General features: G+C 51.7%; 24 protein-coding genes. 12 read left to right on the forward strand and 12 right to left on the reverse strand.

The features are described from left to right. The first annotated feature begins 167 nt into the window (after positions 1-167). From C7B82_RS08375 to C7B82_RS08385, 3 genes are read left to right on the forward strand one after another with little or no spacing between them, the layout of a single operon-like run. Entirely contained in the window at positions 168-1,961 is a 1,794-nt protein-coding gene (locus tag C7B82_RS08375) for a tetratricopeptide repeat protein (RefSeq protein WP_106255845.1), read from the forward strand. Between the two features lie 5 nt (positions 1,962-1,966). After that, complete coding sequence (locus C7B82_RS08380) at positions 1,967-2,353, forward strand: C6orf136 family protein (RefSeq protein WP_106255846.1); 387 nt, start codon at positions 1,967-1,969, stop codon at positions 2,351-2,353. A gap of 42 nt (positions 2,354-2,395) precedes the next feature. Continuing rightward, a complete protein-coding gene (locus C7B82_RS08385) occupies positions 2,396-3,586 on the forward strand; it encodes a TRC40/GET3/ArsA family transport-energizing ATPase (protein ID WP_106255847.1) in 1,191 nt (396 codons plus the stop codon). Positions 3,587-3,697: 111 nt separating this feature from the next. On the opposite strand, the gene C7B82_RS08390 is transcribed toward C7B82_RS08385, so the two are convergent. Next, on the reverse strand, positions 3,698-6,427 hold the full coding sequence (locus C7B82_RS08390) for an efflux RND transporter permease subunit (protein ID WP_106255848.1): 2,730 nt from the start codon (positions 6,425-6,427) through the stop codon (positions 3,698-3,700). A gap of 174 nt (positions 6,428-6,601) precedes the next feature. Then, complete coding sequence (locus C7B82_RS08395; protein ID WP_106255849.1) at positions 6,602-8,803, reverse strand: DUF4912 domain-containing protein; 2,202 nt, start codon at positions 8,801-8,803, stop codon at positions 6,602-6,604. A gap of 663 nt (positions 8,804-9,466) precedes the next feature. On the opposite strand from C7B82_RS08395, the gene C7B82_RS08400 reads away from it, so the two are divergent. Next, positions 9,467-10,150 (forward strand): 5'-methylthioadenosine/S-adenosylhomocysteine nucleosidase family protein, encoded by a 684-nt coding sequence (locus C7B82_RS08400; protein WP_106255850.1) that lies wholly within the window; start codon positions 9,467-9,469, stop codon positions 10,148-10,150. A 79-nt stretch (positions 10,151-10,229) separates the two neighbouring features. On the opposite strand, the gene C7B82_RS08405 is transcribed toward C7B82_RS08400, so the two are convergent. Then, a complete protein-coding gene (locus C7B82_RS08405) occupies positions 10,230-10,643 on the reverse strand; it encodes a VOC family protein (protein WP_106255851.1) in 414 nt (137 codons plus the stop codon). Positions 10,644-11,299: 656 nt separating this feature from the next. On the opposite strand from C7B82_RS08405, the gene C7B82_RS08415 reads away from it, so the two are divergent. The 5 genes from C7B82_RS08415 (at position 11,300) to C7B82_RS08435 (ending at position 16,507) form a co-directional block, all read left to right on the forward strand. Further along, positions 11,300-12,616, forward strand: a complete 1,317-nt coding sequence (locus C7B82_RS08415) for a hemolysin family protein (RefSeq protein WP_106255853.1) — start codon at positions 11,300-11,302, stop codon at positions 12,614-12,616. A 67-nt stretch (positions 12,617-12,683) separates the two neighbouring features. Next, positions 12,684-13,277, forward strand: a complete 594-nt coding sequence (locus C7B82_RS08420; RefSeq protein ID WP_106255854.1) for a DUF4129 domain-containing protein — start codon at positions 12,684-12,686, stop codon at positions 13,275-13,277. 213 nt (positions 13,278-13,490) lie between these two features. Then, the gene (locus tag C7B82_RS08425) at positions 13,491-14,678 is read left to right on the forward strand and encodes a DUF4350 domain-containing protein (RefSeq protein WP_106255855.1); all 1,188 of its coding nucleotides are present in this window, start codon (positions 13,491-13,493) and stop codon (positions 14,676-14,678) included. Between the two features lie 94 nt (positions 14,679-14,772). Next, positions 14,773-15,723: an AAA family ATPase gene (locus C7B82_RS08430; protein WP_106255856.1), complete on the forward strand. Its 951-nt coding sequence runs from the start codon at positions 14,773-14,775 to the stop codon at positions 15,721-15,723. Positions 15,724-15,817: 94 nt separating this feature from the next. Next, positions 15,818-16,507, forward strand: coding sequence for a hypothetical protein (locus tag C7B82_RS08435; protein ID WP_245939797.1), 690 nt, complete (start codon positions 15,818-15,820; stop codon positions 16,505-16,507). A gap of 52 nt (positions 16,508-16,559) precedes the next feature. Here the strand turns inward: C7B82_RS08435 and C7B82_RS08440 are convergent, their stop codons facing one another. The 5 genes from C7B82_RS08440 to C7B82_RS08460 all read right to left on the reverse strand — a co-directional run bounded on the left by C7B82_RS08440 (position 16,560) and on the right by C7B82_RS08460 (position 21,141). Beyond that, complete coding sequence (locus C7B82_RS08440; RefSeq protein ID WP_106255857.1) at positions 16,560-16,925, reverse strand: Dethiobiotin synthetase; 366 nt, start codon at positions 16,923-16,925, stop codon at positions 16,560-16,562. Positions 16,926-17,201: 276 nt separating this feature from the next. Next, the gene (gene aroF, locus C7B82_RS08445) at positions 17,202-18,263 is read right to left on the reverse strand and encodes a 3-deoxy-7-phosphoheptulonate synthase (RefSeq protein ID WP_106255858.1); all 1,062 of its coding nucleotides are present in this window, start codon (positions 18,261-18,263) and stop codon (positions 17,202-17,204) included. 160 nt (positions 18,264-18,423) lie between these two features. Continuing rightward, positions 18,424-18,966, reverse strand: a complete 543-nt coding sequence (locus C7B82_RS08450) for a PAM68 family protein (RefSeq protein WP_106255859.1) — start codon at positions 18,964-18,966, stop codon at positions 18,424-18,426. 33 nt (positions 18,967-18,999) lie between these two features. Then, complete coding sequence (gene rpsO / locus C7B82_RS08455) at positions 19,000-19,269, reverse strand: 30S ribosomal protein S15 (RefSeq protein WP_106255860.1); 270 nt, start codon at positions 19,267-19,269, stop codon at positions 19,000-19,002. Positions 19,270-19,479: 210 nt separating this feature from the next. Then, complete coding sequence (locus C7B82_RS08460; protein ID WP_106255861.1) at positions 19,480-21,141, reverse strand: alpha-amylase family glycosyl hydrolase; 1,662 nt, start codon at positions 21,139-21,141, stop codon at positions 19,480-19,482. Positions 21,142-21,391: 250 nt separating this feature from the next. Between C7B82_RS08460 and C7B82_RS08465 the strand changes: the two genes are divergently transcribed. Together C7B82_RS08465 and bioF are read left to right on the forward strand one after the other, a co-directional pair. After that, complete coding sequence (locus C7B82_RS08465) at positions 21,392-21,763, forward strand: DUF1823 family protein (protein ID WP_106255862.1); 372 nt, start codon at positions 21,392-21,394, stop codon at positions 21,761-21,763. 191 nt (positions 21,764-21,954) lie between these two features. Continuing rightward, positions 21,955-23,184 (forward strand): 8-amino-7-oxononanoate synthase, encoded by a 1,230-nt coding sequence (bioF, locus tag C7B82_RS08470; protein ID WP_106255863.1) that lies wholly within the window; start codon positions 21,955-21,957, stop codon positions 23,182-23,184. Positions 23,185-23,263: 79 nt separating this feature from the next. Here bioF and C7B82_RS08475 read toward each other — a convergent pair whose 3' ends face one another. Further along, positions 23,264-24,019: a GUN4 domain-containing protein gene (locus C7B82_RS08475; protein ID WP_146141100.1), complete on the reverse strand. Its 756-nt coding sequence runs from the start codon at positions 24,017-24,019 to the stop codon at positions 23,264-23,266. Between the two features lie 114 nt (positions 24,020-24,133). Continuing rightward, positions 24,134-24,952 carry a WD40 repeat domain-containing protein gene (locus tag C7B82_RS08480; RefSeq protein ID WP_106255865.1) on the reverse strand — a complete coding sequence of 273 codons (819 nt, stop codon included), beginning with the start codon at positions 24,950-24,952 and terminating at the stop codon, positions 24,134-24,136. Between the two features lie 95 nt (positions 24,953-25,047). Here C7B82_RS08480 and C7B82_RS08485 point away from each other — a divergent pair, with 95 nt between their 5' ends. Next, positions 25,048-25,377, forward strand: coding sequence for a hypothetical protein (locus C7B82_RS08485; RefSeq protein WP_106255866.1), 330 nt, complete (start codon positions 25,048-25,050; stop codon positions 25,375-25,377). Positions 25,378-25,514: 137 nt separating this feature from the next. Here C7B82_RS08485 and rpsN read toward each other — a convergent pair whose 3' ends face one another. Both rpsN and nth read right to left on the reverse strand, forming a co-directional pair. Further along, entirely contained in the window at positions 25,515-25,817 is a 303-nt protein-coding gene (rpsN, locus tag C7B82_RS08490) for a 30S ribosomal protein S14 (protein WP_106255867.1), read from the reverse strand. Positions 25,818-25,958: 141 nt separating this feature from the next. Then, entirely contained in the window at positions 25,959-26,702 is a 744-nt protein-coding gene (nth, locus tag C7B82_RS08495) for an endonuclease III (RefSeq protein WP_106255868.1), read from the reverse strand. Positions 26,703-26,881 lie beyond the last annotated feature (179 nt).

A 26,881-nucleotide genomic window follows, 5' to 3' on the forward strand; every position in this document is an offset into this window, starting at 1 on the left:
TACGCTGACAGGCTAATATGCTGACAAACGAAGCAACGGTGCAAGAGCTATAAAGACGATCCCCAACCCGCTTGAATCGACCTGTAAGAGGGTGTTCGAAAAGCTCTTGCTCGTTGCACTGCTCGCCCGTAATGAAAAGGTAGTGATTTTTACTCAAAAGCTTGAAGATGGCGATTCCAATCATTTTGATTCATCGCAGCAATAGCAACTACTTGCCCTATACCATTGCTCAGGCGAAGTGGACGAACCCGAAATCGCGGCTCTTCTTCATTGGCGATGAAAGTAATCGATATGAGCTGGTCGAGCATGACTTTTTTGCCAAGTACATGGATGCAGCGACGGAGTTTGCTCACGTCTATCGGCATCTGAGTACCAATCCAATTGAATATGAACTATTTTGCTTTCAGCGATGGTTTATTTTGAAAGATTTTATGTCTCGACAGGCATTAGAACAATGCTTTTATCTAGACTCTGACGTGATGCTATATGAAGATATTACGCGTGATCAACAGAGGTTGAAAAACGTTCAAATTGCCTTGACGGCTGATGTTCCTAGTGCCGTTTTTGTGAATGACTTTGCATCTTTAGAACGGTTCTGTAGCTTTGTTTTTAACCTGTATCAAAACCCTGATTCTTTTCAGATCATTGAAGCAGCCTTTAAGGCACAGTTGCAAAACAATTTAGCAACATCTATTAGCGATATGTTTGCGTTTGCAGAGTACCGGCGACAGTATCCCCATCAAGTAGGCGATCTATTAGAGATTAAGGACGACTCGACGTATGATGCGGGCATGACAACCTCTGATGGTTTTGAGCTGCTCAACGGCGTGAAAGCGATTCATTTCCAGCATCAACAGCCGTTCGGTAAGCATCTCGATTCAGATAAAACCATCCGATTCAAAGTCCTACATTTTCAAGGGCGTTCAAAACGCTCCATCAAAGACTACTTTACGGGCGATCGTCTACCAACGCATCTTAGTCATGAATGCAATGCTCAGCTAGACAGTCAAGCAGAATCGAGCATTGTGCACTGGTCTACGGTTAGACAAACCCAACCTGCGGAACCTGAAGCTCACTACGAACTAGGCTGTGCTTTGTTGGAACAGGGGCAGACGTCTGATGCGATTCACTGCTTTCAGACTGTCATTCAACTATTACCAACGTTTGTGGGTGCTTACATCAACTTAGGTGTTGCCTTAATTCAGCACAATCGGGCTGAGGAGGCTGTTCGCTGCTATCAATCTGCATTAGAACTACAGCCCAACTCCGCGCTCATCTACGGAAATCTGGGGTATGCCTATGCTGAAATTGGGCAAACTCAGGCATCAGCAGACCATACGGCAATGTGTAATGCGTTGGAAACATTGGCATTGAAACCAGACTGGGCAGAAGCGCATCGCAATTTGGGCTTAGCCTATCAGCAATTGGGTAAAGTGGACGACGCGATCGCATGTTTTCGGCAAGCAATTCAGCTTCAACCTGATTTTCTGGCAGCTCAGACTGATTTGCAAAATGCCCTGTTGAATCAGGATCTCCAGCAACAGCAAATAATCCATTTAAAAGCGATCAATTTAATCATCTTTCCTGATTGGCAACAACCACTGGAAGCGATTTATTTAGAGCTAGAAAACGTGCTTAAAGGAATATTGACACATTCTCAACAGGCAAAGATGGCTTTGTTAGTCTATGCCGATCGCTCTGCTGGAGCTGATCCTACTGATGTTGAAATGGTCTTAAACGAAGTGATGTTTACATCGCTAATGACGCTAGCAGTAGATATCAGCGAATCCCCAGAAGTTTGTCTGATTCACCGTTTAAGCACAGCCCAATGGGAGGCTTTACTGCCACAAATTCAGGCTTGGATACGCCTCAACCACGAAGATTTTACTGCCATTCCTGAGACGGTACAGCAAACGCTTGTAAGCTTAGAACTGGATGCACAAGGAAATCTACATCTGTAATAGCAATGGATACTCTTACCATCTTACGAGAGGATTATCAGCGCTTTCCGAAGAGCCAAACCTACAGCATCTACGCCGATGACGTGTATTTCAAAGACCCGACGAGTGAGTTTCGAGGAATCGATCGCTACAAGCAAACGATCGCTTTCATCCAGACCTGGTTTCGCCACTGCCAAATGAATTTGCACACGATTCAGCAGACGGGCAACACTATTCGCACTGATTGGACGCTGAGTTGGCATACACCGCTACCCTGGAACCCTCGCATCAACATTCCTGGCTGGAGTGAAATCACGCTTAATGCCGAGGGCTTGATTGTGTCCCACATTGATTACTGGCATTGTTCGCGTCTGGATGTGTTGAAGCAGCACTTTCGGTCGAAAACTCGATAAAGTAAAAGAACGTAAACAATTCTCAGCAAAGGTTCGATCGCCATGCGCGTAATTTTGATGACGGGCAAGGGGGGCGTGGGTAAAACGTCCGTTGCTGCGGCGACTGGACTGCGTTGCGCTGAACTGGGCTATCGTACTCTCGTTCTCAGCACCGACCCGGCACACTCTCTGGCAGACAGTTTTGATTTGGAATTGGGACACGATCCTAAACTCGTGCGTCCTAACCTGTGGGGAGCTGAACTGGACGCGCTGAAGGAACTGGAAGGCAACTGGGGTGCCGTGAAACGCTACATCACGCAAGTCCTGCAAGCACGCGGCATGGATGGCGTGCAGGCCGAAGAACTGGCGATCCTCCCCGGTATGGATGAGATCTTCGGTTTGGTGCGCATGAAGCGCCACTACGACGAAGGCGAATACGATGTCCTGATCATCGACTCGGCCCCAACAGGAACCGCGTTGCGACTGTTGAGCCTGCCGGAAGTGGGCGGTTGGTACATGCGAAAGTTCTACAAGCCGTTTCAGGGTATTTCTGTTGCTTTGCGTCCATTGGTGGAACCCCTTTTTCGACCGATCGCGGGCTTTTCTCTGCCTGACAAAGAGGTGATGGATGCCCCCTACGAGTTCTATGAACAAATCGAGGCGTTAGAAAAAGTGTTGACCGATGCCACCCAAACCTCGGTGCGCTTGGTCATGAACCCCGAAAAAATGGTGATCAAAGAATCGCTTCGTGCTCATGCGTATCTGAGCCTGTATAACGTGGCAACGGATATGGTCGTCGCAAACCGCATCCTTCCTGATTCTGTTTCCGATCCGTTCTTTCAGCGCTGGAAAGAACAGCAGCAGCAGTATCGTCAGGAAATCCACTCAAACTTCTCGCCGCTACCCATCAAAGAAGTGCCGCTGTACTCCGAAGAGATGTGTGGATTGGCAGCACTCGATCGCCTGAAGGAAACCCTCTATCCCAACAACGAAGATCCTTCGCAGGTCTATTACAAGGAAACAACGTTGCGCGTGGTGCAAGACAAACAGCAGTACAGTCTGGAAGTTTACCTACCAGGGATTGAAAAACATCAAATCGAACTGAGTAAATCTGGCGATGAGCTCAACATCCGCATTGGCAATCATCGTCGCAATCTGGTGCTACCACAAGCGCTAGCCGCACTGGATCCTGCAGGAGCAAAGATGGAAGATGACTATCTCAAAATTCGTTTTGCGCATGCGGTAAGGGTTTAAGGTTGGGAGCGTTTGACCCAATCAATGAACCATCGTTTGCCAATCGCCTGTAGGGACGCAAGCCCTGCGTCCCTACAGACAAACTTGATCAGGAAGCGCGCCTTCAGCCTCTCACCCTTTTCTGCCGGTTAAGCGTAGACGTAAGTCGTCCAATAACGCATAAATAACTGGAACGACGATCAAGCTCAGAAGCGTAGACGTAATCAAGCCGCCAATGATGGCGATCGCCATGGGTGCGCGTAATTCAGCCCCTGCTCCCAGACCAAGGGCGATCGGCAACATGCCCAGGATGGTAGCGGCAGTCGTCATCAGGATCGGTCGCAGACGAACGGGCGCGGCTTTGAGAATGGCGTCGGTGCGCGATAGGCCACTGCGCCGGAGTTGATTGATGTAATCTACCAAAAGAATCGCGTTTTTGTTTGCTAGACCCAGCAGAAAAATGATGCCGATGACGGAAATCATCCCGAAGTCGCTACGAGTCAATAAAGAGGCCAGCAACGCTCCGACGATTGACAGCGGTAGGGATAACACAATCACAAAGGGATCCGTCCAGCTACGGAAGAGGAGCAGCAACACAACAAGGATGGAGATCACTGCCAGACCCAACGTGACACCAAAGCTGCTAAAAATCTCGCCCACTCTGGCAGAATCCCCACCCAGATCGAGTGTCACAGCAGCTGGCTTGACTTCGTTTGTGATCGCCACTACACGATCGGTCGCAGTGCCTAACGCAATATCCTGTCGCAGATTAGCGCTCACATAAGCAACCCGTCGGGCATTCCAGCGCTCAATTTCAAAAATGTTGTCTTTGGTGTTTGCGTTACCTGTCGTGGTGACATCGGCAAAGCCTGGTAGTTTCTCAAGCCGTTGCTTGATGGTCTTTGCCGTTTGGCTTAGAACCAGCGAGTCATCACCCACAAGGGCGATCTGAAGCGGTTTCTCGCCGCCTGTATCAACAAACTGAATGTCCTCAATGCTAGTCGTAACGCCCTTAATGACAGGCAATTGCTGGCGGAATTGGTCTTGCAGTGCGGCGGTATGAACTGTGTGACCCTTTTTCAGCTTGACGTAGAGTATGCCCTTATTAGGCTGTTGCCGTGTGCCGACAGTCGTAAAGACCGTTTCGACTTCGGGAGACTTAAGCACAAACGCCTCTAACTTTTTCGCGGTCTCTAGCGAGTCCGCGATCGGATTAACTGGGGGCGCTTGTGCTGCCAACGCCGCCGGGTCAACGCCAGGAGGAAGCGTCGCCGCATTACCCCCAGTCACATTACTACCAGTCGCTTGAGCCTGTTGTGCAGCTTGGGCTTGGGCTGCTTGAGCCTGTGCTGCAAGGGGCAGAGGAGCCGTGTAGGTGATGTTAAATTCACCGCGATCGAGTTTTGGAATAAACCCCTTGGGGATAATGGGAATGAGTGCCAGACCAGCCACAAAGCTCAGCAAGGCAATGCCAATGACAATGCCGCGATGATTCAACGACCACCGCAAGAGCGTCCAGTAAACCTGGACAAAGCCTGTCCAGCTGTGTGTAGTGGGATGGTTGCGTCGCGGTCGCAGCCAATAGACTGCCAGTAAGGGGGAAAGCGTCCGGGCAACCAGCAGCGAAATGATGACCGCTGCTGAAACAGTGATGCCAAACGGACGAAAGAATTGTCCAACCACGCCTTGCATCAGCCCAACGGGAAGAAAGACCGCCGCGATCGTCAGCGTTGCGGCCGTCACCGTCAGGCCAATTTCGTCAGTTGCTTCGATGGCTGCCTGCCGAGGCGACTTGCCGCCTTCATCCAAATGTCGAGCAATATTCTCCACATCCACGATCGCATCATCGACAATGATCCCTACCACCAACGCCAGCGCCAACAGCGTGATCGTCTCCAGGTTGAACCCAAACAGCGCCATGACAATAAAGGTGCCAAACAGCGACGTGGGGATGGCCAGTGCCGAGATCAACGTTGCCTTCCAGTTCCACAGGAAGGGGAAGATGACAATGACAGAAAGCGCGATCGCCAAGCCCAAGGCGTCTACCGTCGAATCGGTTGCTTCGCGAATATAGTCGGCCTGAGTGGCGGCTAGCGTCAGTTGTACATCCGGCAATTGCGATCGCAACGTTACAACGGCCTGGTCAACCACCTTCACGACGTCCAGCGTGTTTGCATCGCTACGCTTGACAACCTCAAACGACAGCGCCTCCCGACCGTTAAACCGTACAGCCGACGAACCCGCATCCAACGCTACTTGTTCTGCGGCATTAGGCTTGGAGGGAGGTGTTTTGACCGGTGCCCCCACAGGCACGCCCAGCAGATTTACTTTGAGCACACCCGGCACTTGCGTGATCGTCGGGAGAATCCGTTCCTGAGTGACGGTCGTTAACCGTGATAGCGTCTGCGTCTTGCTCTCAATGGCATAGCTGGCAACAGCCGATTCATTCAAGTTGACCGGAGTAATTTTGTACGTCGCACCATTGGGCAGCTTGAGTGGCTTCAGCGTTGCATCAACGCGCTTGACGGACTGCTCTAAATTGGTGCCGACATCAAACGATAGGCTGACGATCGCCCGACCTGGATACGTCGACGATCGAACACCGCTTAAGCCCTCAGCTTCTAACTTTTGTAGCGCCTGTTCTAGAGGCTGAGTGAGTTTGGTTTCTGTAGCCTGAGCCGTCGTCAGCTCTGCCGACGCATTGACCACAACAACCGGAAACGTGATATCTGGGAAAAGGGCATATTTGAGCGAACTGAAGGCTAGCAGCCCTGCCACAGAGACGGCGATCCAAAAGCCTAGCGTGAGCCAGGGGTAGTCAATAGCAAGCCTGGAAAGGTTAAAACGCGATCGCAAGGACATAAGGCAAGTCAGTCTAATCACTACGCAGACGCTACCAGTCATCCTATCGCTTTAGGCTGCAGACAGGCGACATTGAGCGATCGTCCGTGGCTCGTTTCTGTCAAATACGGTTTGAGGGGTTTAGACCGCAAGCAATACCACCCACATCCTCTTGAAGCGGTTCCGCCCCGCTATTTAACCGCCAGAAACTCTAGTATGTGGCGATCGTGCCAGTGTGAGAAACCGTCCATCCAGCGTGGTGTAGCCCAGTTCAGCGACATAGTCGAGATTGCTCACTGGAATGGGTACATGCTGGTCTCGATCCCATTCATTGCACAGAAACTGCTGCACGCTATAAGCAGCGGCGGACTCCGTGTCCGTCACCTCATACACTCGTAGCACCAACTGTTGCCCACCCTGATGCTTCAGTGCATCTTTATCAGCCTGGGTCACTTCCCAGTAAACGTAGGCGTTGTGGGCATTGCGGTGGAGCAGAGAAATCTGACTTTGACTGGTCGGCTGAGTATCCAGGATGCGATCGCTTGCCATCTCATGCGCCGCTTCACCAGAAAACAGTGGCGTAGTAGTTGATCCAAGGCTGGCTGGTTCTAGCCCCGTTGCCAGGGAAAAGGCGTCTGCTTGAAAGGACTCTCGACCTGTAACCGTAGCAGTGCCTGTATTGAACCCACTAGTGTTCAACTCACTAGCCACAGCCGTTCCTGGCGACGAGGGTACCCGCACGGCCGCCGATCGCGCTAGTTTCAGCCATTGATCGTGGCTGGTCACATAACCCAGCTCTACAATATAGTCACGGTTTGCTGCGCGAATGGGGAGATGGTGATCGCACACCAGTTCATCAACATCAAACTGCTGAAAGCCAGATGGCCGCTGATCCAGGTTAACGCCATCCGTAACATCGTAGAGGCGCAATGCCAGTGTCTGTCCCCCCTGCTGGCGTTGTAACTCTTTCGCCTCATCGGGCACTTCCCAATACGCGTATGCATCGCTGCGATCGTGAGGCACCAGGATGATCCGGCTGTCATTGGGGCTGGGCAGAACATTGCTCCGATCGCCGGCCATTACAGCACCGCCTGCCAGCGCCGCGCCACCAATCTTGGCAGCATCATCAAAGGGCACAGGTGGAATTGTCGTAAGGTCAGGCGTCGCAGGGTCAGGTGTCGCAGGGTCAGGCGCGAACGCTCCCCCATGTGGCACGGGCTGATCCGTGGGAAGCGGCATCATTGCTTCTGCCTCAAACTGCGCCTGACGGTTTTGCAGTAGCCACCAGAGCAGCGCCCCCAACAGCGGTAGACCTAGCAGCCAAAGCCACCACGGTATGGCTTGATCAGTAACGGTTGGATCGGCAGCGGGACTACTGGGAGACGGTGAAACCCCTTGTGGTATAGCTGTTGACTGGGGCAAGACGGCTACAGGGCTGGGAACCGTCACTTTAGGGAGAGGAGCGGCAGCTTCAGTGTTCGTGACGATCGCGGTACTCGCTTCCTTCCGGGCCGTTTCAATCGTTTTGCGGCTAGCAGGAGCCGTAGCAAACCCCAAAAAGGCTTGCGCAGATGGATTTGGCTGTGGTCCTTTGTAAACGTAAATAAGCGGTTGAGAGAACGGATATTTGGGATTACTCGGTAAGGTTTTGTGCATCGTGATGACCCGCACGTCCCCTCGCCCTTGGAGCTGATCGGCGATCGCGTACCCAATGCCATCCTTTCCAAGCGCTTGAACAACCTGACTGGTGCTGTCTTGAGCGAGTTGCTTAGCCGTTTTCCCCGTTGTAAACGGTGCTTGCTTGAAGACTGGATAATTGCGAAAGGCTTGACGAGTGTCACTATTGTCAGGGCGATCGACAAACCGAATGGAGCCTGGCACGCCACCCAACTGCAACCAGTCTTTAATTTCACCTCGAAAAATTTTGGCGAATTGCTCAAAGGTCAAGTCACCCTTAAATGGGTTTTCAGACCCCACAATGATCGCAATCTTGTGTCGTGAGACAGGCACAGCAATCAGCCCCTGCGCTTTCTCCTGCTCTGTAAGCGATCGGCCGATAGCAGCCAAGTCAGTATTGCCATCCAGCAGATCTTTGATAGCTGGCCCGGTACCCTGCGTATTGAGCCTGACTTCTGTCCCAACAAACTGCTGCTCAAACCGCCGTTTCAGCACTAGATTGATGGTCTCCATGCTACTAGAACCACCAATGCGGATTGAAGTGCCGACTGGAACGTTCGTAGGCAACGGAAAGGTGAGCGTACTAAGCACTTGAGTCAGACTAGACGTAATCTTTAAGGAGGCTGCCAGCGGTTTAGCTGTAGCTGCCCCAGTAGGCGCTACTACAAACAGCATTACCAACGAAACGATGGACGTCTTTTGTTTACACAACCGCTTCATATCAATAGTCCTGATATGTCAGTATTAATCTCACAAATAGCATAACCACAAGCCAGCGCTAATCTCACAGCGTTTTAGCATCAGTTCGTTCAGCAATATATCATCTTTTACCGTACAAATCTTTAGAGTATAAACTGATGGTCGATCGCCTCACGTAACGCCGCTGACTCGCAAGCAGCCTGCAAATACTTGCTTGCCGTTTTTTCAAGCGGTTATCGATAATGTATGATTTTTATTGAATAAGTTTTCTCGATCGTAACGTTTGTTTGTGCTCAATTAATCTAATTTACAAGATAATTTAAGATCACTATTTTTTGTTATGCCAGCGCCTTTACACAACCATCAATGTCTTTACTCACAGTGGTTGCTTGGCTTTAAACCTTTTTTCAACAACTAAATTCTTTCGCTTTCTCGCGTGCTTTAAGTGATCGCTTGAAACGACTGCAATCATGTCACAATAGGCACAGCATTCATACCGATGGACGTCGATCGTAAAAACATAACAAGCCCGCACAACTTTAGTAGATAAGTAGATAGAGATAGCTTCTGTTGTTGTCAAACGTTAAAATTTCGAAACGATTACAAGCTAAATGATCTTGTCTTCCTGCTTTCCAAAACGCTTCCCCGCGTCTGTGCTCTGTGCCTTTCAGGGCGCGAAGCTCAGTGATTGATCTGATTCTTGTCCCTCAGGGAGCAGAGTATCAGGCAGTACGTCGGGGCATTAGAGGCGCAACGGCTCCAATAGTGGTGCCGATTCCGGTCGGACCAGCACCACTCAGTCGCTTTCTGCAAGCATTGCAACAGAGGCAGCCTATGGTGCCTGGACAAGCGCTTTTGGTTATGGGGTTATGCGGCGGGCTGACCCAACATCAGGCAATTGGGGACATCGTGTTTTACCGAGAGTGCATCAATCGGGCCGAACCGCCTACCCTCTTGCCCTGTGATGCAGCGCTGACTGAACGACTGCAGTCAACCTTAATACAGAAAGCACGATTGGTCAGAGCGTTAACTAGCGATCGTCTCGTCTCGTCTGCCCAAGAAAAGCACCAACTTGCGCAGCAGTACAGTGCAGATGTTGTCGATATGGAAGGCTTTGCCGCGTTAGAATCCCTGCAGCAAGCGGGCGTTACTGTCGCTATGTTGAGGGTCATTAGCGACAACGCACAGCACGCTTTACCAACCCTTACGAACGCGATTAGCGCTGATGGGGCACTACGACCACTGCCGTTGGCTTTGGGGATGATGCGGCAACCGATCGCGGCGGCTCGCCTGGTGCGTGGGTCTCTCAAAGGCTTAAAAACGCTACAAGCGGTCACCAAACAGTTGTGCAGTGGAAAGAGCCCTTAACGCTGAGACTGATTCAGAGCAATCGGAGCGATGGGAGGCAGATTTAAAAGCGCCAACACCGTTCGTTCACGCCTAACCTTTAAGAGTCCGACGTCTCAGATCCCCAGGAGGCGCTCCACGCAACTTCCCAAAGATAACCATCTGGGTCGGCAAAGTAACCGCTGTAGCCACCCCAGAAAACATCCTGTGCCGGTTTCACAACCTGTTCGCCTAACTGTTCAACGTGTTTGAGGATGGCATCGACTTCCACCCGACTTTTTGCCTTGTACGATAGCGTGATGCCTGAGAAACCTGTTCCCAACGGCTCAACTGTTGCATCCTCTGCCAGTTTTAGGCGTGGATAGAGTGCCAGCGTTACGTCACCGAGCGAGAAAAAGGCAATATCTTCGTACTCACCGTCATCCGGCTTCCAGCCCAACCCATCGCGGTAAAACCGCAGCGATCGTGGCAAATCTTGCACACCCAGTGTCACCATGCCCAAACGTTGCTGCATCTTTCTGCCCTTGAACTACAATACGTTTGTACCATAAGTGAACCAGCATTTTTATGGGTTGAATCACATCTTTAAGCAGTAGCGGACACGTACCGTGTAAACACCGCTAATACTGTTCCCGTTACTGGGTGTGTGGCTTTAGATTCCGCACATTGCTCATTGACTTCCTCTCATACTGACTCATAGGATGTGCCTATTGTTGCTTCCTTGTTCTATGGTGTTTTATCTGATTCCTGCGGCTCTCGTCTTTTCAACAGCGCTGCAAGCCTTTTTAGAGGATGAATCGACGCCCAAAACCCATTTTGACTCGTGGATAATGCTGATCATGGCCTCCCTTCTTTGGCCCATCACCCTCCCTTCTATCATGAGTGGTTTACGGAGTAGCGCTGCTGCAGAGCGCAAGAGTCCCTATCAGGCCTCGCAAAGTCTCATCTCATTGGGGGAGAAGTAGACACCCGTCTGCCATCTTCATATTTCACGGAGTGTTTCACAGCATGTTTCACGGAGAAGGCGCGACTGTAATCTGAGTCTGTGCGAACCCCCTTGAGAAAGGACACGGGATAGACGCTAAACTTTGGACAGTCCCTAACTTTATTATTGGCTGGATAATTTAGCGCGTCTTCTTAGAGAAGACCGTTTTATCCCCAACCTCCGACATGAATACAGCGACCAACATTCCCCTACTCATTGGAATCAACGTTGCTCTGATTGCCATCAATGCCTTCTTTGCAGCATCAGAAATTGCCCTCGTTTCCGCCAGTGATGTTCGCCTGCAACTGCTGGCAGATCAAGGTAACCGCCGTGCTCGCCTGGTGCTGGCAACAACCCAAGACAGCACTCGCTTTTTGGCAACGATTCAACTGGTCATCACGCTAACGGGCTTTCTTAATGGTGCCTTCGCTGCTGAAAATCTGGCGACTCCACTTGCCGAGGTGCTGCATCCGTTTATTGCCCCAGCTTTAGCCGAAAAGATTTCGCTAGTCGGTGTGACGGCTGTGATCGCTCTCGTAAGCCTGATTTTTGGCGAGCTTGTACCCAAGAAACTGGCAATTCGTCATGCTGAAGAATTTTCTCTCTTTTGCATTCGTCCGTTACGCCTGTTGCAAAAGCTGACAGCGCCGATCGTCAAATTGATCAGCGTCTCCACCAATCTAATTTTGGAGCTAACGGGCAATTCTGCGATCGAGGAGGAAGGCTCTGTCAGCACCGAAGAAATCAAGGCAATGATCGATGCTGGGCTAGCTGGTGGTGCCGTAGGTGAGCAAGAGCGTCGCATTATTCATGGTGCCGTTGAGTTGAGCAACATCACGGCACGAGCCATCATGGTGCCGAGAGTACAGATTCAGTACCTCAAAAGCACTACGTCCTTGCAAGAAGCGTGTCAGATTGTTTCTGAGAACGCCCACACTCGCTTGCCTGTCTGTGAAGACGATTTGGATAATATTGTTGGCATTTTGCATGTCAAAGATCTCATTCGCCCCTTGCCTCCGATGCTGGAGCAGCCTCCTGGCATTCGCGAGTTGTTGCGTCCCGTTCATTACATCCCCGAAACCAAGTCAGCCACTGATCTGCTGGCAGAGATGAAGCAAAATCGTCTGCATCTGGTCATTGTGCGCGATGAGTTTGGTGGCACTGCTGGACTGGTGACGTTAGAAGACGTGTTGGAAGAAATTGTGGGTGAAATCCGCGATGAGTACGATGCTGAAGAAGAACGCGAATTTCGCCAGATTAGCGCGCACGAAGGCATCTTCAAAATTCGTGCCAGCATTGCAACCGTGAACAATGAACTGGATGTGCAGTTACCTCGCGACGAAGCCGCAACCCTGGCGGGGCTCTTTTTAGAAGAGTTGCAGCGCCCCCCAGAAGCAGGCGATACGTTACAGATTGATGACGTTCAACTCACTGTGCTGGATGATAGTCAGCGTGTGAGTGTCATCCTGGTGCAAATGCCAGCCCCAGAAGAAGTGGATTAGTCGGCAGTTTCCGCTCTAACATCCGGCGTCTCAGTCACCGATCGCGCAATCTAAGGAACGCAAACCAATGGCAGGCTCCTTCGAGAAAAACAGCCCTGAGTGGCAGCTTCAATTGCTGCAGCAACGCATAGGCGAAGGTCTGGAACGGTTGTTTGCGCCTGTCGATAGCGCCCGGTTGCCCAACTGGTCACTGCCAGAATGGCTTCTGAGGCTGCTGTTTTGGGTGATAGCAGGTCTTTTGCTAGGCTGGCTAGGCTGGCAGATCTACCAGCTTGCGCGGCCTTACTTCAATGCCATGTCGATCGCCCAAGCGGGAGAGACCGATCGCAAAGCCTCTACCAATCCCCCTTTAACGGTAGCAGCATGGCTCCAGCGATCGCGTACCTTTGCCCAACAAGGTAACTATCGCGAAGCCTGCCGCGCCCTTTATCTGGCAGCACTCCAGCGCTTGAATGACACAGAACCGATTCCCCACGAGCCCAGCCGGACCGATGGCGAGTATCTTCAAATCGTGCAAACGCTGCCACGCTCTGCGCCGTATCAAGTACTCATTCGCACCCATGAACAACTTTGTTTCGACAACACCGTCATTTCAGTGGCTGAGTTCGATCGCTGTCAAAGAGCCTATCGAGACATTGAAGAGGAGAGGGGTGGGGGGTAAGGAGTGAGGGGTGTTTTAATCGGTTAGCGTTTAGCGGTTAGCGTTTAGCGGTCAGCGGTCAGCGGTCAGCGGTCAGCTTTCTTCTAAAAACTAAAAACCTTGCTTGTACGCTCAAAAGACGTTCCTCTTCTTCGCCTCTTGCCTCCTGTCCCATGCCTTCTGCCGCCCCTGCTTCCCCCACCCCTCTCTCCTCACCCCTCTTTCCTCTCCCCCATGTCCCTCTCTAAGCGACAAATCTGGCTACTGTCGATCGCCCTGGCAACCTTAGTTATTCTCAGTCTCTTTGCGGCTCCAGGCAATCGGCTTCAGAGTGGCTCTACTTATGGGCGAGCACCTCATGGCTATGGAGCCTGGTACGCGTTGATGGAGTCCAGAGGGTTGACCATTCACCGTTGGCAAAAGCCCCTGCAGTCGCTATTCCAACCCAGTGAGCCAAAAACGCCTGCGATCGAAACCCTTGCCCCTGGAGCCTCAACCGCAGGGATCAGCGCTGCCGCGTTCTCTGCTACCGCCGCTGCACCTACCGATCCAATCACTTTGCTCCAGATCAGCAATGGCGAGCCGCTCTCGGTTGCCAGTATGTCATGGGTGGAACGCGGCAACGTCTTGGTGCTACTCGGTGTCAATACTCCGGTGACGAAAGCGCCGTTTGATAGCACGATCGCCAATCCCGTTGGTGAGATCCGCATTCAGACCAGCCGTCGTGGAGTCGATCGCGACGCGAAAACCAAGCCACTGTTAAACGACTCCTTTGGCTCTATTGTTTGGCGACAAGCGGTGGGCAAGGGACAGATTATTTTTGCATCCACTCCCAATCTGGCAGCGAATGCTTATCAGAATGCTCAAGGGAACTATGAATTTTTAGCAAGACTCGTTACCACGCCAAATTTGCCGATCTGGGTAGACGAATATTCACACGGCTATAAAGATAGTGATGTGATTCAGCAAGAAACATCTGGCAGCTTGCTAGGCTACCTGGCAAAAACGCCCGTTCTACTAGTCGTCCTGCAGACGATCGTCATACTATTAGTACTCATTTGGGGACAAAATCGACGGTTAGGCCCCGCGATCGCCCTCCCTACGCCATCGACTGACAATAGCAAAGCCTATATTCAAGCGCTGTCAGCCGTGTTGCGTAAAGCTGAAAGCAGCCAGTTTGTTGTTACAACTGTCTGTAAAGCAGAGCAGTTGGAAGTCCAAAAAGCCCTTGGCTTAGGCACAGAGCCGCTACCGTTAGCCACACTACTTGATGCCTGGACACAGCAAACCGGACAACCCGCTGCCATACTAGAAGCGGCACTGCATCCAGCGATACACTCCCGCCGAATCGGTGAATCAGACTTGTTAAAGTGGTTGCAGGAAATAAAAACCATTCGACAACAGCTAGGGAGGAAAGGCTAAAGGCTAAAAGCTAAAAGCTAAAAGCTAAAAGCTAAAAGCTAAAAACTAAAAACTAAAAGTAGAATTGCCCTCTCACTTCTCCCCTCCCCTCCCCATGCCTGAACTCAACGCCGCCTTCGATCGCCTCTCCCAAGCCCTAAGCCAGATTGTTGTGGGGCAAAATGCGCTGGTGCAGCAGTTTATGGTGGCACTGCTGGCAGGCGGACACGTCATTTTAGAAGGCGTGCCAGGAACGGGCAAAACGCTGCTAGTAAAAGTGTTAGCACAACTGGTACAGGCAGATTTTCGCCGCATTCAGCTGACGCCTGATATTTTGCCCTCTGATATTCTGGGCACCAATATTTTTGACCTGAATACTCGGAACTTTACGCTGAAGAAAGGCCCCGTTTTTACGCAGATTTTGCTGGCAGACGAAGTGAACCGCACCCCACCCAAAACTCAGGCGGCGTTGCTAGAAGCAATGGAAGAACAGCAGGTCACACTGGATGGGCAAAGTTTGCCTCTACCCGATCTGTTTTGGGTGATTGCCACACAAAACTCACTGGAATTTGAAGGCACGTACCCTTTACCAGAGGCACAGCTCGATCGCTTCCTTTTCAAGCTGATTGTGGACTACCCAGAGCCAAAAGCCGAAAAGCAAATGCTGCTGAACAGTCAGACAGGGCTGCAAACAAAACGGCTGGATCTGGCAAAGCTAAAGCCCTTGCTGTCAGTAGAGCAAATTCTGACTGCACGACAGGGAGTGCGATCGGTCAAAGTAGCCGACTCTTTGCTTGATTACCTGCTTGCCCTGGTACAGCGATCGCGCCAGCATCCCGATCTCGCCTTGGGTGCATCACCGCGATCGGCGGTTGCGTGGCTTCAGGCCAGTAAGGCAACCGCCTGGCTAAGTGGACGTGATTTTGTCACACCAGATGATATTAAAGCGGTTGCCCCACCGACGCTGCGCCATCGCTTCATGCTGCGCCCCGAAGCCCAACTTGATGGACTCCAGGTAGATACTGTAATTAGTGCCTTACTCAGCCAAGTTCCCGTTCCGCGTTGAGCCAATGAGCCTAGTGAATAGTTAAGACATTGCAGTGCCAAACGGCGAAAGTGATGGCAAGATGGCTTAACTCTAGACAAGTAGACCAGGGACAATGGATGACAGACTTGCGGTGATGCACGATCGGCTGAAGGGTGGATTAGGGCGTAGGACGCGGCCTCATACATCTCCTACGCAGCACTTAGTCCCCCCGAAAAAGCACTATACTCGACGGCTCTCGATCGGGCTCAGTGTTGCCCTCAGTCTGCTAGCGGGACGTGTTCAGGCATTGCCAGGGCAAACGCCCGACGAGGCAGTTGTGTGGATTCAGGCCAATCCAACGCTACGCCCCGTTCGTGGCGAAAAGCTGCTAGTGCGAAAAAGTGACACACCCGCTCAGCGCTTTATGTTTTCCGCATCCCCACAGCAAGTTGGGAGAGCCTCGTCGGGTTCAACGGGTGGCATTATTCGCACTGAAGAAACCTCGTTTTTCGATATACAGAATGGCGTGACCCGAGATCGCCTGCAAGAAGCGTTGCGCGTCATCTACGGGCCCACCGTTTACCAGGACTTCGCTCAGGCAAAAACGCTTTACGCCTATCCCACCCAGAACACCCTCGATCGGGCGGTCAATCGCGATACTCCCTTGCTGGCAGCGCTGCAAGGCGAAGTTCGCGAAGGCGATCGCTATGCCTACTGGCTCGAAATTGCCCGACAAAAGAACGGCTTTGCCTACTCTGGCAAAATCATCGTTTTTCTGAGGGACGACTTACCAAAGCTAGAAGCGGAATTGCGTAATCGGTGAGGAAAAGGGGAAAGGATAAAGTATGAAGGATAAGTTTTAGGTACTTTAGCCTTTAGCCTTTAGCCTTTAGCCTTTCTGACCCCTGCCACGTGCCCACAAATATACTCTTCACGGCTGCGGCAATGCGGGCGAGGTCTTCATCCAGCAACGGTGGCCAATCAACCCCTAAGCGCTGACCGTTTTCAAACTCTTGCCGACTGTCACTAGCCAAAAGATAGAGCGCGCAAGCTAGTTCTCGCTCAAACTCAGCGCTTTCTCGCAGCGACTCAAAGACGACCTTCAGCGCTAGCAAAACTGATGTGACCTGACCCGGGATAGGAGGCTGTCCCTGCTTCAGGTGAGTAAGTAGCGCGTCTGGATTTTGTTCTGTCGCCATCCCTTGATTGACCAACAAACTCCGCGCCGTTTGGTAATCCACAGGCAAAAAGTGAACGAAACGATTGCTCTATGACTGTAACCCAACAAGGGTAAACCTTGACGGCCTCAAACTCGCCTTGCCAAGCACAAGCGAATGGCAGCAGCTTAAGCTAAGGACTTGTTAAAAAATAACTGCATACTTTTGGATCAGCTATCAGCTATCAGCGGTCAGCTTTTGTCTAATGGCTGACCGCTAATGGCTGACCGCTACAGTCCATGACGTTATTTCTTTACAGCCCCTAAGGACATTTCTAAAAAAATGTCTGCTGGAAATTTCCTACACGCCGACTGTTGCAGGTTCGGCAAACCAGCGCCCCGTTGCCTTACCAATGACAGAAAGCTCTTGCATGAGACGATCGAACCGTTCTGGTGTCAGCGATTGAGGGCCGTCAGACAACGCTTTCTTGGGGTTGGGGTGGACTTCAATCATCAACGAATCAGTACCCGCCGCGATCGCCGCCATTGCCATTGACGGCACATACTCCGATCGCCCGGTACCGTGGCTGGGATCGATCATGATGGGCAAGTGGGTGAGCGATCGGAGCACTGGAATAACAGACAGGTCTAATGTATTCCGCGCGTACTTGTTGTCAAAGGTACGAATACCCCGCTCGCACAAAATCACATTCGGGTTGCCAGCGGCAAGGAGGTATTCGGCTGCCATCAACCATTCTTCGATCGTGGCTGACATGCCGCGCTTCAGCACAATGGGCTTATCTTGAGCGCCAACCTTCTTCAGCAGTGAAAAGTTGTGCATGTTGCGGGCACCAATCTGGATCACATCGGCGACCTCACCGACAATCTCTAAATCAGCCGCGTCCATCAGTTCGGTAATGATGCCCAAACCAGTCGCCTCTCGTGCAGCAGCTAACAAGCCAAGCGCACTTTCGCCATGCCCTTGAAACGCATAGGGCGATGTGCGGGGTTTAAACGCACCCCCACGCAGAAACTGTGCGCCTGCCGCTTTCACTCGACGCGCCGTTTCAACAATCATCGCTTCGTTTTCAACTGAGCAGGGACCAGCCACCACTACGAGAGGATGGTGTTCACCAAAAGCAACCGCCCCATTCGGCGTCGGGACAATCACCTCACTCGCTTCGCCGTGACGATATTCCCGACTGGTGCGCTTGTATGGCTTTTCTACTCGCAGGACTTGCTCGATCCAGGGGCTAGACTCCTGGATCTGGAGTGGATCCATATCAACGGTGTCGCCAACCAAACCAATGACGACTTTGTGCTTCCCAACAATCTTTTCTGAATTCAGATTCCAGCTAGAGAATTCCTCAGTGAGTCGGGTAATTTCGGCTTCTGGGGCACCGATTTTCATGACGACAATCATTGGTCTGTCTCCCTGCTGCTGAGTGAATAGATTAGTAAATAAAGAATGGTAAGGATCTGAACGATCGCGGCACTAAAACGTCACTAACTATTAAGAATTGGAATTAGGAAGGGCAACCGACCGCATGCTGTGACATCTGGTCGATGAGTTACAGGCAAGTTCAAGCAGAAGGGGGAGAGTCTTTCTCATATTTGGCAGCTTTCCAGGTCTCTTGAAGCCGCCCAAAATTGAGTTTGAATTCGTCCCAGCCCAACCAGTGCCCCACTCGCTCCTCATCCCAGGAGGCAGAAAGGGGACCGTAGCTCAAGCCCAACACGCCCAGACCAAAAAAGCCCAGGCTAACGAGAAGTACGACAACTGTAGGTGGTTTAAAAAAATCGTTGGCGATCAAAACGTAGCTAACCACAAAGGTAAGCAATGCACCAGCAGTCGGAATGCCGCAAAACTTTGCCGCTCGGCTCACCATCCGGCGATTGACGACTTCAGGGATCGGCGAGATGTTCGGCTGTCTTTTAGCAAACGCCTTTGCTGGCGATGTTGCCCCCTGAACTGTCGCACCTTGCTTGACTGGAGCAACTTGTTTCGATGGCTTTGGACGGGTTTGAGCAGGTTCAAACGGTAAACGAATCAATTCGTCTACTTCTTTATCTGTAGAAGTAGTAGAAGCGGCGTTATTTTGAGCCTTCTTTTTCTTCGCAGTCATAGACAGCCCTGACCTTATTTTACCGCGAATCGTTTAGCCGCGAATACCCAGCCGTGTAATGAGAGCCCGATAGCGAGCATTGTCCTGCTTCTGGATGTATGACAAAAGGCGCTTTCTCAGGCCAATCATCCCCAGCAGCCCTTTACGAGAGGCGTGGTCTTTTTTGTTGGTCTTGAGGTGTTGGCTGAGACGGTTGATACGCTCAGTTAGCATCGCCACCTGGACATCCGAAGATCCAGTATCGGTTTCGTGAACCTGGTAGTCGGAAATCAGTTCTTGTTTACGCTGTTGCAGCAGAGGCATATCTCGTACGTCTTCCTGGTTGATATAGAGTCGCAGTCCCTTATCTTACCATAGCCCTTTTGGTGATCAGGCAAGTTTGTGGAGGAAAGGCTCAAGGGAAGAGAGGGGAGAGGGGAGAGGGGAGAGGGGTCAGAATCAACTCAAAGCTTAGAACTTCTCACTCCTGTCCTACAACTCAAAACTCAAAACTTTTCTCATCCCCTCACCATCCTAAGCCTGCCAGACAAACACTTTGGCTTCAAAGGGGCCAAGATCGATCGCCAGACGACGATCGCCAACTGCAACATCGTAGTTGCCCGTCCACTCGTGCCAGGTGCCGGCGGCGGGAAAATCAACGACTTCGTAGCCGCCCAAGAACTGATCGGAGAAATTGGCAACGACCACTAAGCGGGAACCTTCGTCATTCCAGCGCGTGTAGGCAAGCACTTTGCCGTCTGGGTTTTCGTGGAAAAACTCAATGTTTTCAGTGTAGAGCGCGTGGTTCTCCTTCCGCAGGGTAATCAAGCCTTTGTAGTACGCGAATAGCCCCTGGTTCAGATCGCCGCTAAGTAGCGTCCAGTCGATTTTGGCTTGTTCGATCGTCTTGTACTTGTACTCGCCAAACTCCTCGCCCATCCAGAGCAGTGGGACACCCATAGCCGTCATCAGTAGAACGGCACCAAGTTTCACGCGACGGAAGGCTTCCTCGCCCAAAATTTCGCGATCGCCCAGTTCTGCCATCACATGATTGTGGTCGTGATTGGTCAGATAGTTAACTACGTTCGTTGCACCCAGAAAGCCCTGACGCTTGGCATCCAGCACATCCTTCAGCCGCTCCAGATCGAAAGTATCGCCGCAGATGTGCTCCAAAATGCAGTGATAGAAGCTGTCGTGCCAGCAGCCATCCATCGGACCATCCACATTCGTGATGCTGGGGGTTTCAGGGATATGCTCTGCAACCGTATAGAAAGGCTTGGCACCCGCCGTCTGTTTGGCTTCATTCACAATCCAGTGCATAAAGTCATAGTTGGCAATCTGTCGTGCCGCATCAAAACGAATGCCGTCGATGTGGTATTCCCCCACCCAGTAACGAACCGCATCGCCAGAAAAGCGTCGAGCAGGGTACGTTTCCAAGTTTTCGTCGTAATGTTCGTAGTTAAACTCTGGGCCCCAGTTGTTGTCGGGATCGCGGGGTTCGTGGTGATACCAGTAGTCGTGATCGATTTGAGTCAACGGGCAGGAGGCTTCAGAGTGGTTGTAAATACCATCCATCAAAATGCGAATGCCTCTGGCGTGACACTCATCAATCAGCTTTTTTAAGTCTCTGCTGGCACCGTAGCTAGTTTCGGAGGCAAAAAAGTGACGCGGATTGTAGCCCCAACTGTAGCTGCCGGGATATTCCTTAATGGGCATCAGTTCGATCGCATTAATGCCCAAGTCGCATAAATAATCCAGCTTTTCGAGCACATGCTTATACTGCCCACGTGCTTTTTTATCATCCTCACCACCCGAAAAATCAGCGACATGGAGTTCATAAATCACTAGTTCGTGATCAGCGGGTAAGGGATGATCATCATGCTTCCAGACATAAGTATCAACAATGCGCTCACCGCCTTTGATGCGAACAATACCGTTCTCCTCGCTGCTGGTGCCATCGACATCTGTCGCATAGGGATCGGTAACATCAACCCACTGCTCGGGCTCAAAAAACCAGCTTTTGGAGCGGACTCGAAATTTATACTGATAAACCCCGTCTTCTAAGTCAACGTTGACCCGAAAGGAACCGTCCTTGCCTTTAGTCATTGGGATGGCTTTCCAATCAGAAAATGACCCAATCAACGCGGCTTCTTTGTTGTAAGGTGCAAATAAGCTGAATTCAATAGCACTTGTCATAATGACCCTCTAAACGACGGTTCACCCGAATATTTATGGTGAGAGCATTCTCTGACCTACAGGAATAGAACCGCATCTTGCAAAGGGCATAACATACAGCCATGATCAGATTAGTCAGGCAAAGCTGGATCAATATGGGTGTGGGGTGTGGGGCTTCGACGTGAGCGCTCAGCCGAACGGGGTGGGGTGGGGTGAATGCAAATGCAAACCGCTGTAGTCTTCTGATGGCTGATTGACGCGAACAAAACTGATGTCTGACCTTCCACCGCTAACCACCGAAACCATCTGGGCAATCCTCAATGAAACGCTGGAGGATGATACAGTCAATCGCCTGGCGTGGCACTATTTAGGCTATCGATCGGGCACAGACGATCGCTGGGACATTACCGCCGTTGCACCCGATTGGCAAGAAGCCTATCCCGAACCGCCCGATTTTATTGCCAGTCGTCCAGCCACCGTGAAACTGACGCGATCGATTCCCGCCGAGGACAAACAGTTACTGAAAGAAAAACTGGGGTTTCAAGGCTATAAAGTCAACGAACTTGTACCCCGTAAAACGCGACGCGCCACGATCGCCAACTGGCTGCTCAGCTACATGCATCAGATAGGCATGGCTTTTTAGGCGTTGTGGAGTGAGCAGCTATCAGCGGTCAGCTATCAGCTATGCGGACAACATTGATTCCTGACGCCTTGGAGCAATTGAACTTCGGCTTTGTTTGTGAAACCAATCAGGTTGGTTTTTGACCACTGACAACTTCTTCTTTACCTACAATCCCTCACTAACTTTGTACCCTTCATGACTGCGTACCCTTCATGACTGCCGATCCCTATTCCTGGATGGAGGATGCCCTTGCGACCATTCATCGGGCAGGGTGGTATCGATCGATGCAGACGCTTCATGGGCGTTCTGGTGCAGTGATGACACTGGATGGGCAACCCGTCATCAACTTCGCCAGCAATGACTATTTGGGCTTGGCTGGAGACGATCGCCTGATTCAAGCCGCGATCGCTGCTACCCAGGAGTACGGTACAGGCAGCACCGGATCGCGGTTAGTCAGTGGGCATCGTGATCTTCACCAGCAGTTGGAGCGGGCGATCGCAACGCTGAAGCAAACAGAAGACGCGTTGGTTTTTAGCTCTGGCTATCTCGCTAATTTGGGAACGGTCAGCGCTCTGGTCGGCAAACGCGATCTCATTTTGTCCGACCAATACAACCACTCCAGCCTCAAGAATGGTGCCATTTTGAGTGGTGCAACTGTTTTGACGTATCCCCACTGCGATGTTGCACAGTTGAGGCAGCGTTTGGAGCAGCACCGCGATCGCTACCGTCGCTGTTTGCTGCTGACCGACAGCGTCTTCAGTATGGATGGCGACCTGTGCCCGTTGTCAGAGCTTTTAGCCTTAGCAACGTCATTTGACGCCATGCTGCTGGTCGATGAAGCCCACGCCACAGGGGTCTTAGGCGCAACAGGGGCAGGCTGTGTCGAACACTTTGGCTGCACTGGCAGTCCATTAATCCAGGTGGGTACGCTCAGCAAGGCATTGGGCAGTTTGGGTGGCTATGTTGCAGGTTCGGCAACGTTGATTGATTACCTGCGAAACCGATCGGTTGGCTGGATCTACACGACGGGACTCTCTCCGGCGGATACCGCAGCCGCATTAACAGGGGTTGCGATCGCCCGACAAGAACCCCAACGCCGCACCCAACTTTGGCAAAACGTCGCCGCACTCAAGCAAGCATTAACCCAGCAGCTTGCAGACAATCCGGATGTAGACCTGACGCTACTACCGTCGGAATCACCCATCTTGTGTTTACAGGCGGCAAGTCCGGCGATCGCCCTTCACCTGGGAGCGGCGCTGCGACAAGCGGGCATTTTTGCGCCAGCCATCCGTCCACCCACGGTGCCGACCAGTCGTCTTCGCCTAACCCTCATGGCAACCCATGACAGAACGCATATCCAACAATTCATTGCTGCCTTAAACCAGGCAATGCAGGTACACACCCAAACCATATCGACCAACCTTCGACCTCGAACCAGGTAGCGTGAGGTATTAGAAAACTGTTTTTTTTGATGATCAGAAGATCAACGCTTGGCGGCTGTAAAGAAAACCGCTTCCTGTGTCATCGCTGACAGTCACCCAGTCGATTGACGATCGCCTCGACCGTGAAAATCCCAAACTTATCGCCTAGAAACGGCAGGTGTCCTACAGGCGCACTGAGGCTGAAGGTAATTTCGCCGTGACGTTTCCAGTGGTTGTCTACAAGCAGGTTGTGGGTACGCCAGCCCACACGATCGGCAAAGGCGCACCATACATCGGACTTGTTCCAGTAAAGGCGATCGTACTTCTGCCAGATTGCCTTCTGTACGCTAAACCCAAAGCGCCCCTGGCTATACTTCATCCAAAGTTGGTCAATCGTGCGTAGATCCTTACAGGGAAAGCCCCTGAGCTGATTTGCCTGCAACGGCTCATCCACACCCAGACCGTAGCGCTCTAGCATCACCACTCGTGTTTCCTGGTCTGCCATTTGCCACTGTTTCCCAGCCAAAAGCCGCTGTAGGTGATCGTAATAGGCACTCGCATAAAACTGCTCCACAGCTCGGACAACCTTGGGCTCGGTGCATGCCTGCAAAAGCTCATAGGCTGCCTGCTGCACAGTTGGAGAGCGATCGCCCAACGCCCGAATCACCAGATTAAGTCCACGCTGCGCATACTGGAGTGCATCCGGCAACGCTGCCGCCCGCTGCTCTGGAAGCGGACTAGTCAACCGTCTGCGAACCCCATCTAAGCCACCCAGAATCACTGCCCCTGTCGGAATCACCCCAGAACCACCCAAAACGACGTCATCTTTACCAGGCTGATTCAACGATTGAGTCATTTGGAACTGGGTATGAGGTGTGGGCAAAAGTTGCTCGATCGAGCCTTGCAAATTAAAGCAGGATCTTTTTTACTTTAGCCTTTAGCCTTTAGCCTTTAGCCCTTAGCCTTTCTTCTAAGCTACTCCCCACACCCGTACCGTTCGATCTTCACTGCCGCTGCTAATCAGTTCTTTATCGGCACTGACTGCAACGGCAGTAACCAAGCTGGTGTGTCCCTTCAAGGTGCAGAGTTCCCGTCCAGTCTTCAGGTTCCAAATTTTGATCGCGTTCTGACTGCTGCTAATGAGGTGACGATCGTCCGTAAGCGTGACAGACGCGATCGCGCGTAGCGCTCCTTTTTCTGGCCGAATCTGCTGTCCCGTGCGCAAAATCCATGCCTTCACAGTTTGATCACGCCCCCGAATGGCAAAGGTTTCCCCATCTTCGCTAACGGTGATGGCATAGATAAAGGTGCGTGCGTTGAGCGTAAAGATCGCTTCTTGCGCCCACCAGTCCCACACCTTAATGGTTTCGTCACGACTACCACTGACAAGCCATCGCCCATCGGGACTGATTGCCACCGCTGTCACACCACTCATGTGTCCCGTCAATGTTCCCAGACACTCAAACAGAACATAGGGGTCATACATCTCCAAGGCACGTTGCGCGATCGTATCTTTATGCCTTTGCAGCCGCAAGTAGGCAGCCTTTTGCACCTGAAGCGATTCATCGTGCAGCGCCTGCATGAGCAACTCTAGCTCGACCTGACCGTATTTCCGTGCCTCCAGCAATGCAGCGATTCGCTGTGTGGCGATCGGGCTACCAAAGCGCTGTTTGACACCCTCCAACCCACCCAGTACCATCGCCCCCGTGGGTGAAGGGCTGGAACCACCAAGCACGGCATCGTAGTCTCTGGGCTGTGTTTCTCTGGGCTGTGTTTCTCTGGGCTGCATCAGTTGATTTTAGCGTTTGGCGTTGCGATCGCCTGCTAACGCCCCCCGGCAGGCTTACACTAAAGAGCAGCAACGTGTGAAACCCGATCGTGCTCATGGCTGAACCGATTCCTCCCATTACACTGCCGCCTGCCCGAAACCCCGTACAGGAAGGGGAATGGCTGCGGGCAGCCTTGTTGCAATGGCTCAATCAAGAGTTTATTCCAGAAGACGCAAACTGGCAGATAGCAAAACGCGCCGCTCAGATCTTTGTCCGGCAGCGCATGGAAGGTGAAAACGATCTCGGTTCGCTGGTGATGGCGATCGTCACCGAAATGGAATCCTTTGATTTTTCAAACAGCTTTTTTGGCGAATTCACCGTCGCCAATGCCGTCAGCGATTTGCTGCTAGACAGCTTGGGAATCGATCGGTGCTGTGGACAATAAGACACTTGTTGGCTGTTAGTGTTTAGTTGTTAGACACACGAGCTGTAACCAAACCTGGAATCAGCTCAAGCAGCGTTTTTACTAACAACTAAAAACCTTTCTCGTATGCCCAAAGGGCTTTACAACTAAAAACTCCTTTACCAGCTTGACTTCACCACACCAGGCAATAGACCTTGATGCGCCATTTCACGCAAAACGTGGCGAGACAGACCAAAATCGCGATAGAAGCCTCTAGAACGACCCGTCACCCAGCAACGATTGCGAACGCGGGTGGGAGCGCTGTTGCGGGGAAGCTGTTGAATCTCGCGATGGATCGTCAGCCGTTGCTGCTGCGAGGTTGCTGCTGCGAACTGCTCTTTCAGGTCTGCCCGCTTCTCGGCGTACTTTGCCACTAGCTTCTTGCGCTTATTTTCGCGCTCAATCATGCTCTTTTTAGCCATGAGTCATTCCGATACTCTTTAAATTAAGACACAGCTTACTATTGTAGTGAATTAAGCGGACTTTTTGCCAACTAAATTTAAAGCGTTCCGATAGAAGTCGGGGGTCTTCATGCACAACGACCGCTGAGCCTAATGGCTAGCTCAGACCCCCGACTTCTCAACACTCGCAGGCTGGGGATGTTCGGGTGTAATCGCCAGATCATCGGGTTCTGGAGTCGCCAGTGGTTTTTGAGAGAGCGTTGCAGAGGGGCAGATGTCGGCAAAGGCGCAGCGATCGCACTGGGGATTCCGCGCCATACACACAGCGCGACCGTGATAAATCAGCCGAATCGACCAGTTTTCCCAATCAGGCTGCGGCAACAGCTTCATCAAATCGCGCTCAACGCGGACTGGGTCGGTATGCTTCGTCAAGCCCAACCGAAAGCTCAAGCGTTTGACGTGTGTATCGACGGTGACGCCCATGTTGATGCCAAACGCATTCGCCAACACGACATTGGCTGTTTTACGTGCGACACCTGGCAACTTCAGCAAGTCTTCCATCACCTGTGGCACGTCACCGCCAAACTCCGTCATGATCATGCGACAGGCCGCCTGGATGTTCTTCGCTTTGTTGCGGTAAAAGCCCGTGGATTTAACTAACGTCTCAATCTCGTCTAAATCAGCACCTGCCATTGCTGCCGCATCGGGGAAGCGTCGGAACAGTTCTGGTGTCACCATGTTGACCCGCACATCCGTACATTGAGCGGACAGAATGGTAGCAACCAGAAGCTGCATGGGCGTTTCGTAGTCTAGCGAACAGGTTGCATCAGGGTAGAGACGCTTCAGCCGCAGGAGAATTTCGATCGCCCGTTGCTGCTTAGCAGGTAATTTCCGGGAAGCGCACATTAGAAAGGATAAGGGCTAAAGGCTAAAGGCTAAAAAAGATAGGAGGCAGAGGACGCAAGGGGGGCAGAAGACGCAAGGGGATTTGAATTAACTCAAAACTCTCTAGTGGTCTGTCAATTTTCAGTTGATGGGTAAAGTCGCTGTAGTTTGATGCGTGCATCGGCTGTCGTAAACCGCCA

It is taken from the genome of Stenomitos frigidus ULC18 (assembly GCF_003003795.1).
In the GTDB taxonomy this organism is placed as follows: Bacteria; Cyanobacteriota; Cyanobacteriia; order Leptolyngbyales; family Leptolyngbyaceae; genus Stenomitos; species Stenomitos frigidus_A.

Excerpts from the sequence above, each read along its gene's own strand:
- C7B82_RS08375 (WP_106255845.1), top strand. The coding sequence starts at position 168 with ATGGCGATTCCAATCATTTTGATTCATCGCAGCAATAGCAACTACTTG.
- C7B82_RS08380 (WP_106255846.1), top strand. The coding sequence starts at position 1,967 with ATGGATACTCTTACCATCTTACGAGAGGATTATCAGCGCTTTCCGAAG.
- C7B82_RS08385 (WP_106255847.1), top strand. The coding sequence starts at position 2,396 with ATGCGCGTAATTTTGATGACGGGCAAGGGGGGCGTGGGTAAAACGTCC.
- C7B82_RS08390 (WP_106255848.1), bottom strand. The coding sequence starts at position 6,427 with ATGTCCTTGCGATCGCGTTTTAACCTTTCCAGGCTTGCTATTGACTAC.
- C7B82_RS08395 (WP_106255849.1), bottom strand. The coding sequence starts at position 8,803 with ATGAAGCGGTTGTGTAAACAAAAGACGTCCATCGTTTCGTTGGTAATG.
- C7B82_RS08405 (WP_106255851.1), bottom strand. The coding sequence starts at position 10,643 with ATGCAGCAACGTTTGGGCATGGTGACACTGGGTGTGCAAGATTTGCCA.
- C7B82_RS08415 (WP_106255853.1), top strand. The coding sequence starts at position 11,300 with ATGAATACAGCGACCAACATTCCCCTACTCATTGGAATCAACGTTGCT.
- C7B82_RS08420 (WP_106255854.1), top strand. The coding sequence starts at position 12,684 with ATGGCAGGCTCCTTCGAGAAAAACAGCCCTGAGTGGCAGCTTCAATTG.
- C7B82_RS08425 (WP_106255855.1), top strand. The coding sequence starts at position 13,491 with ATGTCCCTCTCTAAGCGACAAATCTGGCTACTGTCGATCGCCCTGGCA.
- C7B82_RS08430 (WP_106255856.1), top strand. The coding sequence starts at position 14,773 with ATGCCTGAACTCAACGCCGCCTTCGATCGCCTCTCCCAAGCCCTAAGC.
- C7B82_RS08435 (WP_245939797.1), top strand. The coding sequence starts at position 15,818 with ATGGATGACAGACTTGCGGTGATGCACGATCGGCTGAAGGGTGGATTA.
- aroF (WP_106255858.1), bottom strand. The coding sequence starts at position 18,263 with ATGATTGTCGTCATGAAAATCGGTGCCCCAGAAGCCGAAATTACCCGA.
- C7B82_RS08450 (WP_106255859.1), bottom strand. The coding sequence starts at position 18,966 with ATGACTGCGAAGAAAAAGAAGGCTCAAAATAACGCCGCTTCTACTACT.
- rpsO (WP_106255860.1), bottom strand. The coding sequence starts at position 19,269 with ATGCCTCTGCTGCAACAGCGTAAACAAGAACTGATTTCCGACTACCAG.
- C7B82_RS08460 (WP_106255861.1), bottom strand. The coding sequence starts at position 21,141 with ATGACAAGTGCTATTGAATTCAGCTTATTTGCACCTTACAACAAAGAA.
- C7B82_RS08465 (WP_106255862.1), top strand. The coding sequence starts at position 21,392 with ATGTCTGACCTTCCACCGCTAACCACCGAAACCATCTGGGCAATCCTC.
- bioF (WP_106255863.1), top strand. The coding sequence starts at position 21,955 with ATGACTGCCGATCCCTATTCCTGGATGGAGGATGCCCTTGCGACCATT.
- C7B82_RS08475 (WP_146141100.1), bottom strand. The coding sequence starts at position 24,019 with ATGACTCAATCGTTGAATCAGCCTGGTAAAGATGACGTCGTTTTGGGT.
- C7B82_RS08480 (WP_106255865.1), bottom strand. The coding sequence starts at position 24,952 with ATGCAGCCCAGAGAAACACAGCCCAGAGAAACACAGCCCAGAGACTAC.
- C7B82_RS08485 (WP_106255866.1), top strand. The coding sequence starts at position 25,048 with ATGGCTGAACCGATTCCTCCCATTACACTGCCGCCTGCCCGAAACCCC.
- rpsN (WP_106255867.1), bottom strand. The coding sequence starts at position 25,817 with ATGGCTAAAAAGAGCATGATTGAGCGCGAAAATAAGCGCAAGAAGCTA.
- nth (WP_106255868.1), bottom strand. The coding sequence starts at position 26,702 with ATGTGCGCTTCCCGGAAATTACCTGCTAAGCAGCAACGGGCGATCGAA.